This is a genomic window from Bacillus sp. AG4(2022) (assembly GCF_031844465.1).
Taxonomy (GTDB): Bacteria; Bacillota; Bacilli; order Bacillales; family Cytobacillaceae; genus Bacillus_AB; species Bacillus_AB infantis.
The window spans coordinates 16657-31191 of sequence record NZ_JAUZVH010000003.1; the positions used below are offsets into that span (position 1 = coordinate 16657).

Annotated in this window: 15 protein-coding genes; 4 read left to right on the forward strand and 11 right to left on the reverse strand. The window is 44.1% G+C overall.

Translation table 11 applies throughout. From position 1 onward, the window contains the following. Positions 1 to 275 precede the first annotated feature (275 nt). Positions 276 to 1502, reverse strand: coding sequence for a DUF819 family protein (locus tag Q9R36_RS09020; RefSeq protein WP_311224950.1), 1227 nt, complete (start codon positions 1500 to 1502; stop codon positions 276 to 278). 209 nt (positions 1503 to 1711) lie between these two features. Next, positions 1712 to 2200, reverse strand: a complete 489-nt coding sequence (locus tag Q9R36_RS09025; protein WP_306009742.1) for a pyridoxamine 5'-phosphate oxidase family protein — start codon at positions 2198 to 2200, stop codon at positions 1712 to 1714. A 151-nt stretch (positions 2201 to 2351) separates the two neighbouring features. On the opposite strand from Q9R36_RS09025, the gene Q9R36_RS09030 reads away from it, so the two are divergent. From Q9R36_RS09030 to Q9R36_RS09040, 3 genes are all read left to right on the forward strand, one after another. Continuing rightward, positions 2352 to 4049, forward strand: a complete 1698-nt coding sequence (locus Q9R36_RS09030; RefSeq protein WP_311224951.1) for a M3 family oligoendopeptidase — start codon at positions 2352 to 2354, stop codon at positions 4047 to 4049. A gap of 116 nt (positions 4050 to 4165) precedes the next feature. Beyond that, complete coding sequence (locus Q9R36_RS09035; protein ID WP_311224952.1) at positions 4166 to 4822, forward strand: Type 1 glutamine amidotransferase-like domain-containing protein; 657 nt, start codon at positions 4166 to 4168, stop codon at positions 4820 to 4822. A 116-nt stretch (positions 4823 to 4938) separates the two neighbouring features. Beyond that, positions 4939 to 5388 carry a hypothetical protein gene (locus tag Q9R36_RS09040; protein WP_148950428.1) on the forward strand — a complete coding sequence of 150 codons (450 nt, stop codon included), beginning with the start codon at positions 4939 to 4941 and terminating at the stop codon, positions 5386 to 5388. Positions 5389 to 5472: 84 nt separating this feature from the next. On the opposite strand, the gene Q9R36_RS09045 is transcribed toward Q9R36_RS09040, so the two are convergent. Both Q9R36_RS09045 and Q9R36_RS09050 read right to left on the reverse strand, forming a co-directional pair. After that, positions 5473 to 5958, reverse strand: a complete 486-nt coding sequence (locus Q9R36_RS09045; RefSeq protein WP_180827393.1) for a hypothetical protein — start codon at positions 5956 to 5958, stop codon at positions 5473 to 5475. Between the two features lie 152 nt (positions 5959 to 6110). Beyond that, positions 6111 to 7364: an ATP-binding protein gene (locus Q9R36_RS09050; RefSeq protein WP_311224953.1), complete on the reverse strand. Its 1254-nt coding sequence runs from the start codon at positions 7362 to 7364 to the stop codon at positions 6111 to 6113. Positions 7365 to 7580: 216 nt separating this feature from the next. On the opposite strand from Q9R36_RS09050, the gene Q9R36_RS09055 reads away from it, so the two are divergent. Next, entirely contained in the window at positions 7581 to 8045 is a 465-nt protein-coding gene (locus Q9R36_RS09055; RefSeq protein ID WP_311224954.1) for a glycine zipper domain-containing protein, read from the forward strand. A 293-nt stretch (positions 8046 to 8338) separates the two neighbouring features. Here the strand turns inward: Q9R36_RS09055 and Q9R36_RS09060 are convergent, their stop codons facing one another. The 7 genes from Q9R36_RS09060 to Q9R36_RS09090 form a co-directional block, all read right to left on the reverse strand. After that, positions 8339 to 8881 (reverse strand): CBO0543 family protein, encoded by a 543-nt coding sequence (locus tag Q9R36_RS09060; RefSeq protein ID WP_009792028.1) that lies wholly within the window; start codon positions 8879 to 8881, stop codon positions 8339 to 8341. 268 nt (positions 8882 to 9149) lie between these two features. Beyond that, positions 9150 to 9569, reverse strand: coding sequence for a protein-tyrosine phosphatase family protein (locus Q9R36_RS09065; RefSeq protein WP_094769965.1), 420 nt, complete (start codon positions 9567 to 9569; stop codon positions 9150 to 9152). A gap of 14 nt (positions 9570 to 9583) precedes the next feature. Continuing rightward, the gene (gene trxB, locus Q9R36_RS09070; protein WP_253616356.1) at positions 9584 to 10531 is read right to left on the reverse strand and encodes a thioredoxin-disulfide reductase; all 948 of its coding nucleotides are present in this window, start codon (positions 10529 to 10531) and stop codon (positions 9584 to 9586) included. A 13-nt stretch (positions 10532 to 10544) separates the two neighbouring features. Beyond that, entirely contained in the window at positions 10545 to 12317 is a 1773-nt protein-coding gene (gene arsA, locus Q9R36_RS09075; RefSeq protein WP_311224955.1) for an arsenical pump-driving ATPase, read from the reverse strand. Between the two features lie 15 nt (positions 12318 to 12332). Continuing rightward, positions 12333 to 12692 (reverse strand): arsenite efflux transporter metallochaperone ArsD, encoded by a 360-nt coding sequence (gene arsD, locus Q9R36_RS09080; protein ID WP_224951136.1) that lies wholly within the window; start codon positions 12690 to 12692, stop codon positions 12333 to 12335. 90 nt (positions 12693 to 12782) lie between these two features. Next, positions 12783 to 13202 carry an arsenate reductase (thioredoxin) gene (gene arsC / locus Q9R36_RS09085; RefSeq protein WP_009792031.1) on the reverse strand — a complete coding sequence of 140 codons (420 nt, stop codon included), beginning with the start codon at positions 13200 to 13202 and terminating at the stop codon, positions 12783 to 12785. Between the two features lie 28 nt (positions 13203 to 13230). After that, a complete protein-coding gene (locus Q9R36_RS09090; protein ID WP_248139143.1) occupies positions 13231 to 14526 on the reverse strand; it encodes an arsenic transporter in 1296 nt (431 codons plus the stop codon). Between the last annotated feature and the right edge of the window lie 9 nt (positions 14527 to 14535).

The following is a 14535-nucleotide window of genomic DNA, read 5'->3' on the forward strand; positions in this document are numbered from 1 at the left end:
CCGACTATCTTTCCTAAAAGGCTGCACAATTGTTTAAGTTTCCTTCAGTTTGAAAAGGAAATAAAAAAAGTATCCGAAATTCAATCTGCAAAACAATACAGCGAAATCCCGGATACGATTAAAACATTTGTAAACCTATTATAACATTTATTGGATAAATTAAAAACAAGCCAGGGGGACAGACCCCCCGGCCCAAAAAGTCCTAAGCAAGCCAGGGGGACAGACCCCTCGGCCCAAACTCAAAAAAGAGCCAAGGGACCTGTCCCCCCGGCTCATCACATAAATACAGAAAACCACAACCCCAACGTAGTCCCTACATAATTCCCTATAATATACCCTAACGTCCCAACCACAAGAATCGGCCCAATCAGATCCTTCCATCCTTTTGCAATAGCCATGGCTGCTGCAGTTGTTGGCCCGCCGACATTGGCATTGCTGGCGAGCAGGATTTCTTCAAGGTTATACTTTAACAACTTGCCAGCAGTCAATGACACGGCCAAGTTCACTACCACAATAATGAATACAAACACCAGCAGCAGCGGCGCATTTTGAACAATCAGCGGAATGGATGCCGGAATGCCAATCACCACAAAAAATAAGTAAATGAGGAAAGTACCAATTTCCTGGCTTCCGTTAATCGACTCAAAATATCTCGGAAACAAGGCAAGTGCCAAGAAAGTTAACGTTGTCAGCATCAAGTAATTGTCACCGAACAATCCATTCAGCAGATTTAAAAAGAAAGAAGTATCCTCCCCGGAAGGTATCAACCCATCCATGAATGCGGCGATTTTAAAAGAAACCACCACAAGAAGGAACGCAGTCCCTACAGACAACGCAATATCCTTCAAAGATATATCCTTTCGCTCCCAAAAGCTTTCCGCAAGTGTCTTCCCTTCTTCTCTGACTCCTCCGCTTTCCACTTTCTCCACGTGCGGTGCCCTAAAGCGCCGTCTAAAAAAGCCCATGGCCGGTATCATCATCAAAACGATAAAGTAAATCGCCATCATCAGGTTGTCTGCGACCACTGCCGAAGAAACCATTTCTCCAGGTGCCTCGAATTTAGCTGCCATGGCTGCAAAGTTCACCCCGCCGCCAATATAGGAGGCACTAAGCATGGCGCCGAGCTTATCCAGGACCGGTATATGATCCTTCAATAAAAAGAAACTGATAATCACTCCTGCAACCGTACCAATTGAACTGATCAGAAAAATAATCAGCAGCCGCCCGCTTTCCTTCCAGATTCTCTTAAAATTCACATGAAACAGCAGCAGTGGAATGGCGAGCGGAATGATAAAAGTCCAGATCGCATCATACACTGGCGACGCTGTCGGAATAATACCGGTATTAGATAGAATAATAGCCCCAATCAGCGCAATGATTGCACCAGAAATCTTTGCCGCCCAGCTGTAGCGCTGCTCTAGAATAATACTCGCCGAAGCCCACACCACAATAATCCCCCACAGCGTTACATAATCATCGGCTTTAATCAAAGTATCCTCCAAAACTTCGCCCCCTTTTCACATTTTTCGACTAAAAATATATTACTATGACAAGCTGAAAATTCAAAATATTTAAGCCGCAGAGTTGGGTTCCCCGGCCGAGCCAAGGGGACAGACCCCATGGCCCACTCCGGCCCAAACTCAAAAAGAGCCAAGGGACCTGTCCCCCCGGCTCAAACCACAAAAAAAGCCAAGGGACCTGACCCCTTGGCTCACTTTTCCATCTCCACCGTCTCATTAACTCCTGCTTCTTCTGCATCCTGCCCTGTAATCCGCTTCAGCATGAAGACGGCTTTCTTCGTGAAGCTGCCGCTTTCCCAATATTCGGCTGCTTCTGCCTTTACCTTGATCAGCACGACGCTCGGATCGTCATAAGAAGTTTGCATAATCTTCTCATACATTTTGCTCCACAATTCCTTCTTCTTCCCTATATCCTCAACGATTTCCGCTCGGCCGCGGACAGAAACATAGGATTTGCCTGCATAGGCAACATTGACATCTTTGTCATGTAAAATCTCTTCATATTTATCTGTCTCTTTTTTAGTAAAAAACCATAGGTCCCCATCAAACTCGACCTCCTGTGTTTTCATCGGGCGTGAAACGAGCCCTTCCTCAGAGACCGTTGTCAGCATGGCCGTATCCACGTCTTTGATTAACTCTCTCAGCGTTTCCATTTCTTCTTGTTTTAGCATATTTAACAGTCCTCCATCTTCTCAAAGTTTATAAATATATATTACCCTACACACAATCTTTTAAAGCATTGGTCTGAAAAGCTAGAAATAATAGCCGGAATTCTATAATATGATTATTGAGACAATTAAAATAATTCAAAGGGGTAAGGGGAGCTATTTCATGACACAGGAAGTAAAAAGCAATTATTATAAAGAATTAATCGATCTCCAGGATGCGGAAGGAGTTGAAGCGCAGCTTCAAGCTTTACTTGAGGTGCCGATCGATTCCGTTTCTGACCTTGAAAATTGGCTGAAGGATGAAAAGGAATTAGGAATTAAAATTGATGAAGCCATGACAGGCCACCAGGTTGATTTTTACCGAAATACCGAGGATGCGGACATCAAGTCGACTTATCTTCACGATCAGCAGGTCATTCAGCCGCTGCTAATGAAATATGAAGCCAAAATGAATGAGAAATTCTGTGAGTCACCTTATGCTGCTCAATTGGATGACAAGCGCTACGGTTTAATGCGCCGTGTCCGTGAGTCCAAGGTTAAACTTTTTAGGGAAGAAAACATTCCATTGATGGTAAAAGAGCAGGAGCTTTCTACAAAGTACAGCGAAATCATAGCAGGGCTGACCGTTGAATGGGATGGCGAGGAAAAGCCTTATCCATTTATCCAGTCCCAGCTCGATAATCTGGACAGAAGCGTGAGGGAAAAAGCTTATTATGCCATGCTGGAAGCCCACCGACAAATCAAGCCAGATATGGACAGCATCATGGACGAACTCGTTCAGCTGCGCCACCAGATCGCTTTAAATGCAGGCTTTGAGAATTACCGCGATTATATGTTTGTGGTAAAAAACCGCGAGTACACGATCCAGGATTGCTATGACTTCCATGAAAATGTTGAGAAGCATATCATCCCTGCCTGGAACCGCCTCGCAGAGGTTTTCAAATCCAAGCTTGGCGTTGATGCCTATCGCCCTTGGGATAACACCGCTAAATTGATGAAAAACCCGCCATATACCGAAGTGTCAGATCTGATGGATGGCGTTTCTGAAATGCTGGGCAAGACGGATCCGTATTTTGCAGACCGTTTCGATTATATGAGAGAAAATGGGCTGCTGGATCTAGGAGACCGGAAAGGCAAAAGCCCAGGCGGTTTCTGCACCACCTTGTCTGTTTCAGGAGATACCTTTGTATTTGCAAACTTCAGTCCATCCTTCTTCTCGCTGATCGCCCTTATCCACGAAATGGGCCATGCAGTGAATGGATACCTCGAGTTTGCTGAGCACGGTCCGCTGGAAGAACACCAGCACCGCATGGAAGTCGCTGAACTCTATTCCCATGGGATGGAACTGCTCTTACTCGACAAGCTCGACCACTTCTATCCAGAAGAAGAAGACTTCAAGAGCGCCCAGCGTGAAGAACTGAGACGGGCATTCACCATGCTATACGGCCCATTATCAGGCGACCTCTTCCAGCATTGGATGTACACTAATCCAAATCACACCGCCAAAGAGCGCGATGAAAAATACTTCGAAATCGCAAAACGATATGGCCTAAGCCCTGTCGACACATCCGGTCTCGAAGACGTAATGGGCATTTTATGGGCAGACACCCTGCACTACTTCCAAGTGCCTTTCTATAACATCGAATACTCCATCTCCATGCTTGGATCTCTGCAAATCCTTGAGAACTATCACAACAACCCAGAGCAAGCCGTGGAATTATTTAAAAAAGGCGCAAGTGCCGACTACAATCAATCCATCGCCGATATCTATAAAGAAACCGGCGTCAGCTTCGACTTTTCCGAATCCGCCGTTAAAAGGATGGGTGAGTTTTTGGAGAAGGTTATTCAGGATATTCACTGAGCCACGGGGACAGACCCCTCGGCCCAGTTTGAGCCACGGGGACAGACCCCTCGGCCCATTCACAAAAAGAGCCACGGGGTCAGACCCCTTGGCTCTTTTCTGCTACGGAGGTAAACATGAAAACTCACTACTATTTAGGCTGGTTTAACAATCATTTTCCAGAGAAGCTGAGCAAGGTGCTGCAGGAGGATATAACCGATAGAAAATCGCTTGTTATGATCAGCTCAAATCCATCTATTTATGAAGAAATGGGCGCTGCTGAACGCTCGTGGCTGGACCAGGCAGGTATTATGTTTGAAGAATATCATTTGATTAATTATAGTATCGCCAAGGAAGATGCCCATTCGTTAATTAAAAATGCTTCAGTCATTTTCTTGTTAGGCGGAAATACCGTTGAACAAAATAGGTTCCTTGCAGAATATGAGCTGTCGGATCCTATTACAAAAAGCCGTGCCACTGTTATGGGAGCCAGCGCTGGTGCGATTAATATGTCTGCTAAATGGTTATGTTCAAAAAACCTTGGCTATAACGTCGAAGTAAGCACTCTGTACGACGGAATAGGCCTTGGCGATTTTTCCGTCCTTTCTCATTTTGACCTCGAACATAACCTTGCACTCGTTCAAAATGAACCCTCCCCCTTATCCGAGGAAATGATTATCTATGCTTCAAACAAAGACTGCGCTGTGCGAGTTAAGGGAGAAAAAATCGATATTTTAGGTACTGTCTATTTGATTTCCCGGTCAAAGATTGAGAGATTGGATGAGACGCTTTAGCTGCCGTGAGCCATGGGGGCAGATCCGAGCCATGGGGACAGACCCCTTGGCCCAATCTCAAAAAGAGCCAAGGGGTCTGTCCCCATGGTTTTTACAAAAAATGTGGAGTGATTAATATGAGGTTTTTAAGCTTCATTTCATGTTTGCTATGTGTTTCTGTTTTAGCCGGATGTTTTGGAGAAGACTATGATTTTTCCCCGCCAACAGTTTCCCTATTTAATCCTGATGATATTACCCAAGAAACAGCACTTGAAGAAGCGAATGTTGAGTGGGACTTCGACGAACAATACAACAAGAAAACGGATGATGTTCAAGCATTAGCTAAAAAACAAGAAGTGATGCACTTTAATTCAGGACAAAAAGTTCAATACATCCTCGAAGCTGGCCATTTTGATTCTGATGGAGTCAGTGTTTCGGTTTGGAAAAACGACAGTGAGACAAAATTGAAATTAGAAAAAGGGCAATCTTTCTACTTACCTGAAGAAACTGGTGAATATGTGATAGTGTTTGACCTCGACACAGACAAAGGCGATGCCCAATATGTTGGAAATATTGTCGTAGAGTGAGCCACGGGGTCAGGTCCCCTGGCTCACTCACAAAAAGAGCCACGGGGTCTGTCCCCCTGGCTCTCTCCTTAACTTAATAAGGTTTTAATCTCCGTACTTGTCTGTCCACTTTTTTAACCACGTTGAATAATCTCCTTTTATTTCCTCACTGGTTTTACCATTCAAAGAATATGGAGCTCCAACTATATCGTTGCTTTTAGAAATCGGAGATGACAAACCTCCAATAACTTCTCCATCTAATAACCAAACTGTTACAGAAGTTTCTCCCCTATTAAATACATCATCTAATGGATGATTTTTAATTGTAAAAAGAATTGCATCTATTTTCTTATTCAGATATTCATCAGGTTCTATACGTTGAACAGACCAAAGTTGTTGGGTAGGCATAGTGCGTAATTCTGTTTTAGTAATTTCTAGATCACTCTCACCCTGATATGAAATAACTTCATACTCATTCTGTTCTAGGTAGTCTTTTGCGATTTTGGCATTTTCACTTAGTTGTATTTCTGTTTCACGACAACCCGTGACAATTATAATAAAAGTAAAGATTAGAACTATATACTTGGGCAAAACATCACCCCTTTTCATAATCTTCTAGTAAACTGACTGTTAGCTGAATAAGCCTTCCCTTTGAACAATACCACAAAATGTAAATTTTCACTAGATCTAAATATAACAACAATTTTCACAAAAAGAGCCAAGGGGTCTGTCCCCCTGGCTCCCTATGGTTCAACACCCGGAAAATCAATAATGAATTCCGTGCCCACCCCTTCTTCGCTTTCTACTCTGATTCTCCCTTTAAAGGAATGGATGATCTGGTAGCTGACCATCATCCCGAGTCCTGTCCCTTTTTCCTTAAGAGAATAATAAGGCGATCCAAGGCGCTGGACCTGTTTCGGGTTCATGCCGATTCCCTGGTCCTTGACGGTGAGCCTGATGTGTCCACTGGCGGTATGATGACATGAAAGCGACACGGTCCCGCCATTCGGCATGGACTCCACTGCATTTTTCAAGATATTGAGCAGGGACTGATTCAGCTTCTGGGGATCTGCTTTTATCCAGCAGTCATCCTGAATGTCGGTTTGAAATTCAACCTGCTGATTCACGCTGAAAGTTTGAATCAGCGCTGCTGTACGTTTTAAATGTTCACTGACATTGACGGCTCTATCTGTACTGCCGGAAGGTTTTCCGAAAGTGAGAAAATCGTTGATGATTTCATTGGCCCGGTCTAATTCCTCAATTGAAAGCTTGATGTATTCTCTTTTGGGATAAGGGAGCTCCGGGTCATCAAGGAGCTGCAGGAATCCCCTGGTCACCTGCATAGGATTGCGGATTTCATGGGCAAACACACCGGTGAGTTCACTGATCACCCTGAATTTTTCAGAGTCCTGGACCTTCAGCCTGAGCTGGTGGTTCTCACGGATTTTCTCAACTAATACGGTACAGAACCACGTCACGGCAACGGTAAAAAGCAGATGAATACCCTGAACTTTCAACACGTTGGTAGAGAAGCCATTCATGATCCCGGACACCGCCATGCCGCAGAGACAGTAAAAGAACGATAATCCTGTCGAAATGATAATCCTTCGATCTTTATTCAGACGTAAAAATAATCGCTGAACCGACAAAATGACGGGGAGCGTAATGATTGACACCATGACAGTCGTCAAAAAACCCATGCTGATTCCGAAAGACAGGCGGTATAGAATGATCAGGGCTGTCAGAAACACACCGGACCATACTCCGAGGTACAACGTTCCGAATAGGAGAGGGATAAACCGGATATCGAGCCGCGCCGCTTCGGCGTATTCCACAGGAAAGGACATGCACAATAAGATTGACACTCCCCACAAAAGTGTCATCAATATCTTAATGGACCGGTCCTCTTTTACCTTCTCCAGAATAAACGTAAAATAACTGAAGATCGGAATAACCATGAGTGTCAACTGCAGCAGGAAATCTTTCACTATACTCATCTGGGCACCATTCGCCTTCTGTTCAATGTACTTATATTTTAACAAGAACTCACACATTTTGGGTATTATTGTCTTTTTTTTCGAGCCAGGGGGACAGACCCCCTGGCTCAGCCTCAAAAAGAGCCAAGGGGTCTGTCCCCTTGGCTCATCAGAAAATTGAAACTATACCCTCAGTAAAACGTAAATAAAGATAATAACATTCTCCGGAGGGTGAATATGGATAATCAGCGGGTTGATGAACTTAACAGTTTCCTTGAAGAAATCGGACAAAAAGCTGATGCAAAAACGGCTGCGAAGCTTGAATTGGATAAATGCAAAAGAATCATACAAAGGCTAAGTTCCTTTTCATCAGATTGTGAAAAATGTGATCAGCTTTTTTTAGAATTAGAAAATCACCTGATCCGTCTTAAAAGCAAAGCAGAACATCTTACAGAAGGTGAGATTAAACATCATAAAAAACTAATTGGCACCATTAGCTCCCATCTGCAGAAACAGCACAAACTGGTAACGCAAGGGTATTATCTGGCATTATATATGTCCATTGGCATAAGTATTGGTACAGCAATTGGCCTTGTTGTATTTGATAATCTGGTACTGGGCCTGCCGCTGGGAATGTGTATTGGTATAGCAATTGGCACAGGGCTGGATGAGGATGCTAAGAAAAAGGGGCTGACCCTTTAACTTCTGAAGGGTTTGCTGCAAAGAAGCCTAATCCTCCTTATCTTTTACCGAGGAATTAGGCAGAGTTTATTCAAAGTCCTACTAACTATATGGATTAATTTCTAATGTTCCTGTAGTGGATAAATCTTGCTATAGCACCCATTTGTTCCATACAATCTTCCACAGATAAAACTAATTACAGAAATACCGTCTCTTTTCAAATAGAACATCTGCCTATTTTGTCAGCTGACCTGCAACATTGGCTCCTAAATCGGAATTCGGAGACATATTTAGTTTAATGACTTGGAAACAATTCAAGGCTGTATACTCGATTTCAGTCTGGCTATTATCACATACACAATCTGAGATAGTAGAAAAAATCCTGAGAAGGACTTTGTATGTGTCCAGTTATGTAAAATGAACATTCCTCCTTTAACAAATAGGGGCTCAAAAACATAAGCAAACAATGCCGACCCCAGCACAGACAGAATAAAATAACTATAATACCTTTTAGAAAGCTGGTAAATAAACATAAATAAAACAGGAATGACTGTAATATCTGCCGGAAACAAAGGAGGGACCATCGGCAACAATTTGTCTGGGTATCCCCATAGGATCAATTCTCCGCCAATGACATCAAAAAGCGAAGCCGCAGCTGCCCAGATGAGTCCATAGCTTAAAATTTCAAATGTTCTCTTTTTATCGCGAAAGCTAAGCCATAATATCCATGGGATAATTGTGGCTGCGAGTAATACCCACCATTTCCAAGTGAATAAATCATCTTGGATCCAATGTTTAAAAGCCACTTCTTTCAATAATTCTCTAGCTTCTTTAACATCTTCATATGATGGTTTCATGCCTTTTCAACCCCTACCCTAAATCTACACTTATCCTTTCCGATACTATATGCTAATATCCATATCCTCTAGGAGCTAATGTATTTTCTTACTCACTAGCCTGTCTCTAAGTTTAGGAAAACATATCGGATACCAGTTATTAAAATCCAATCGGTTAAAGAGGCAATTAAGCCACAGGGTCAGACCCCTTGGCCCGTTATAAAAAAGAGCCATGGGACCTGTCCCCCTGGCTTCAAAAAGAGCCAAGGGGACAGACCCCCTGGCTTCATTAAGCATTAGGGAAAAGGCGCTGAAGGGATGCTTTCATCTCTGGCTTTACATTGATTTTTGGCCGGGCGGCCTTCGCCATTTCTTCTGCTTCCCCGATCGTCTTTGCTTTCCCCAAAGAGAGTAATGTACCGATCGCAACGGTTCCTGTACGATTGCTTCCGCCTGCACAGTGGAAGTATACTTTTTCCCCTCTATTATAGGCATTTACCACATGCTCCACAGACTGTTTAATTGATTCATCCTGCTGCTCAGCATCATCTACAATCGGGCTGTGAATCCGCTCATAGTCCGCTTCTGGAGCCTCTGCCCGAAGATCGAAAATCACATCTGCTTTTTCATTTTTCATCATTTCTTCTACATCATCTGCTCCGCCAATGTAAATGCGATCTTTTATTAGTTCATGATAATTTTTTGTCATGCTGTTCCCGCCTTTTATAATGATTTGCTCCAATCATGTGTTGCCGTTCCTTCCAGATATCGTTCGGCATCAAGTGCTGCCATGCATCCTGTCCCTGCAGCTGTAATTGCCTGGCGATATCTCTTGTCCTGTACATCCCCGCAGGCAAAAATGCCAGGGATATTGGTTTCTGCCGTACCAGGGATAACATTAATATAGCCTGTTTCGTCTGTTTCGATTTGCCCGTTGAGAAATGCTGTGTTTGGTGTATGTCCAATTGCCACGAAGATTCCGTCTGTTTCAATTACTTCTTCTTTACCCGTCTCATTGTTCCGGACTTTTAAGCCTGTTACCTTCATTCCATCTGATACCACTTCAATCGGTGTGTTGTTAAGCGCCCAGGATATTTTTGGATTCTCTTTCGCGCGGTCCTGCATAATTTTTGAGGCCCTGAGTTCGTCACGCCGGTGAACAATGGTCACTTCGGAAGCAAATTTCGTTAGGAAGCTTGCTTCTTCCATAGCCGAATCTCCGCCTCCAACAATTATTACTTTCTTGCCGCGATAGAAGAATCCGTCACAAGTAGCACATGTGCTGACTCCCCGTCCGATATTTTCTAATTCACCAGGAATACCCAGAAGCTTGGCAGATGCACCGGTGGAAAGAATCAGCGCTTCTGTCTTTATTTCTCCCAAACCGCTCACATTTAGTATAAATGGCTTTTGCGAGAGGTCGGTTTCAGTAACCCATCCCCTTTTAAACCTGGCTCCAAATCTTTCTGCCTGTTTTCTCATATTGTCCATTAATTCCGGGCCCATTACTCCACCTGCAAACCCCGGAAAATTTTCCACTTCGGTTGTTAATGTCAATTGGCCTCCTGGCTGTGTGCCTTCAATTACCAGCGGCTCCATATTTGCACGAGCTAAATAGATAGCTGCTGTCAATCCAGCTGGACCGGTCCCTAAAATAACGACTTTTTCCATCCTAATCCCTCCATTAGTGGTTGATGAACTTCTTTAATTCCTGATATCCAGTGCCTGCTTCTCCCTGAACCGGGACAATGGCGCATTTCTCGCTCAGCTCATCTGCCACCTTTTCAATCCAGCTGAATTCGGCACCTGACCTTCCGTTTAGAACAGGATCCTTTGTTTCTGTCGCATACAGACTTTGGTTAATCACCCACCACTCAGGTGTGATATCCGCACGCTTCAAGTCTTCCTGCAGTCTGCCAGCTTCCAGCACAGGAGTGGCCTCAGCCAAGGTCACAATGACGACACCCGTCTCCTTTGGGTTTCTTAACCTTGGAAGAAGCATTTGGACACTTTCAGGTATATCACCCGCAGAGCGTGCAAGTTCTTTATGAAACGACTGTGCTGCGTCCAACAGCAGCAGGGTATGTCCTGATGGAGCAGTATCAATGACCACTACTTCATTCTCCGATTTTGCTACAACTTCTGCGAATGCTCTGAATACGGCAATTTCTTCAGTACATGGGGAATTTAAGTCCTCTTCTATAAACGCAAGAGACTCATCATCCAATTCATCCCTTACATTGCACAGTACCTGGGATTTATAGACCTCAACTTCTTTTTTCGGATCAATCCGGCTGATAGTCAATTTTTGATTCAACTGGCTGTTTTGAAAAACAAATTCAAGATGCGCAGCAGGATCAGTGGTGGTCAAATGCACATGATGACCTTTTTCCACTAACCCAACTGCAATGGCAGATGCCATTGTGGTTTTGCCAACTCCGCCCTTGCCCATGGTGAAAATGACCCGGGTGCCCCTTGTAGAAAAGTCTTTAATGACCTCACTTAATCCAGGCAAATTGAAGAACTTTTGATAAATAGCCAATTCTGTCTGCGGAAGAGTAAACTGCTTAAATAGGTAGCGCAGATTGTTAAGCCCTGTAAGGGAATATGATACAAACGGAATAGAATAAGCAGCCACTTGCTTCAATTCATCCGGCATCCTTTTTAATGCACTCCGCTGACGCTGGAAAAATGATGCTGAAACCTCATCATCAGGAATATGCGACTGCATGAACCCATTGATAATCAGCCTTTGGTTCTTGATCCCAATCTCTTTTAATTCCTTGGAAGCACGGCTCGCTTCCAGCAAAGATGATTCATCCGGTCTTGCCACCAGAATCAGTGTGGTGAGGCCGGGATTGGCCAGTGCTTCCATGGTTACGGAGTAAACCTGCTTCTTCTCCGCGAGTCCAGATAAAGGACCCAGACATGAGGCACCATGTGTACTTTCCTCCAAAAAGCCGCTCCAGGCTGTTGGCAGCTGAAGCAGGCGAAGGGTATGCCCTGTTGGTGCTGTATCAAAAATGATGTGGTCGTAAGCTTCTACAACTGAAGCATCCGAAAGCAAGCTGGTGAATTCATCAAACGCGGCAATCTCGACTGTACAGGCACCTGACATCTGTTCTTCCATTGTATTTACGACTGAATCCGGAAGCTTGCCGCGATAAGGCCCGATTGTTTTTTCGCGATAGGCACGTGCAGCCTCCTCCGGGTCAAGATTACATGCTGAAAGATTGGAAACTCCGGGAATGGGCATGGGTGTATTTGTTAAAGCAACCTCTAACACATCCTGCAAATTCGATGCAGGATCTGTACTGACGAGCAGGACCTTTTCTCCTTCATCAGCCAGCTTGACAGCAGAAGCGCAAGCAGCTGAGGTTTTGCCCACCCCGCCTTTACCTGTAAAGAAAAGGAATTTAGTGTTTGCAACAGCTCTTGCATCAAATGGTTGAAACATGCTTATTCCTCCTTCCTATTTCAGGTCGATCTTGAATTTAACGCTGGCCTTTTTCTCAGCCAGTGAGTCAGCATCCACTCCGAACCATTGAGACAATTCTTCGTTAGAGGGGTATCTGCCCGCCTTGGCAACTGATCCGTCCACCAGCGTGACCGGCAGGGCGTCTGGCCCCTTTTCATGAAGAACCTTGCAGATTTCTTTATTGTCCGCAAACACAGCAGGTTCATTTGCCAAATTATATCGTTTAATGTCAAACCCCTTTTTTTCCAGCAAAAATACGGCGGAAGCCATTCTGGTCAGTTCCGGATCCACACTCGGTCCGCACACCCCTGTAGGGCAGCATAGGGCCGGATCAAAAATTTCCACTTTTGTCATGTGATTATCCCCTTTAAAATAATATAAGCATATACTTATACTTAGTGTAAAAAGCTAGCCAAGAGAGTAATTTCTCTTGGCTATTTTCTTTTACTTGCCAGTTTCGGCAAACGTTTTGATGCGGTCGCCGATTTCGTCGCGTACACGCTGGAAGAAGGCCCATTTTTCTTCTTCTGTTCCTTCCGCTTTGGCTGGATCGTCAAATCCCCAGTGTTCGCGTTTTACATGAGGAGGAGTCATCGGGCACTTGTCAGCTGCATCACCGCAAAGTGTTACAACCAGGTCCGCATTGTTTAAAATTTCAGTGTCAATGATATCAGAAGTCTGATTGGAGATGTCGATGCCGGCTTCCTTCATGGCCTTTACAGCATTAGGATTTAAACCATGTGCTTCAATTCCTGCACTGTATACATTCCACTCATCACTCAAATGCTGCTTAGCCCATCCTTCTGCCATTTGGCTGCGGCAAGAGTTTCCTGTGCATAGAAAGTAGATTGTTTTTTTAGTCATGTTGAGATTCTCCTTTTAGGTAAGTTTTTTAGATGATCAGCAACCAAATATATAACCCAACTAATGTGATGAACAATGTTGGAATGGTTAGAACAATTCCAGTCTTGAAATAGGTTCCCCAGGAGATTTTTACTCCTTTTAGAGACAATACATGCAGCCACAGCAGGGTTGCCAGAGATCCGATAGGTGTAATCTTCGGCCCCAGATCAGATCCAATGACATTGGCATAAATCAATGCTTCCCGGATCACTCCACTGGTATCCGTGTCAGCAATGGCCAGTGCGTCAATCATAACGGTTGGCATATTATTCATCACAGATGAAAGAATGGCTGCAATGAAGCCCATCCCGATGGTTGCCGCAAACAGCCCCTGGTCAGCTGTCATTTGAATCACATCGGCCAGCACATTGGTAAGGCCCACGTTTCTCAGTCCGTATACCACTACATACATTCCAATGGAGAAAAACACAATTGCCCAAGGTGCCCCTTTAATGACTGTGCGGGTATTCACGGCTGGACTCCTGCGTGCCATTAATAAGAAGAAGATGGCAACGACACCGGCAATGATTGAAACAGGCAATCCAATAAATTCACTTGCAAAGTAGCCAATTAACAAGATTCCCAGTACAAGCCATGACAGCCGGAACATCTTGCTGTCCTTAACCGCTGCGGAAGGTTCCTTCAGATGGGATAAATCATAGTTCTTCGGTATGCTTTTTCTAAAGTATAAGTACAGGACAATGATGCTTGCTGCGAGTGAAAAGAAGTTTGGAATAATCATTCTGGATGCAAACTCCACAAACCCGATTCCAAAAAAGTCAGCCGAAACGATATTAACAAGGTTGCTGACTACCAGCGGCAATGATGTTGTATCGGCAATAAATCCGCTCGCAATGATGAAAGGAAAAACCATTTTTTCATCAAACTTCAAGTTTCTGACCATTGCAAGAACAATGGGTGTCAGAATCAATGCGGCTCCGTCATTAGCGAAAAATGCTGCAACCAAAGCACCCAAAATGGAAACATAAACAAACATTCTTACTCCGCTTCCTTTTGCTGCTCTTGCCATATGCAGAGCTGCCCATTCAAAAAATCCAATTTCGTCCAGAATCAGCGAAATAATAATGATCGCAATGAAAGCAAGCGTTGCATTCCAGACAATGGATGTCACATCAATCACATCATTGAAGTCAACTACTCCTACAATCAAGGCAAGAATAGCGCCCCCACATGCAGACCAGCCAATCGATAATCCTTTCGGCTGCCATATTACCAATATGAGGGTTGCCAAAAATATCAATGATGCCAAAATTATTTGAGTCAAAACATGCTA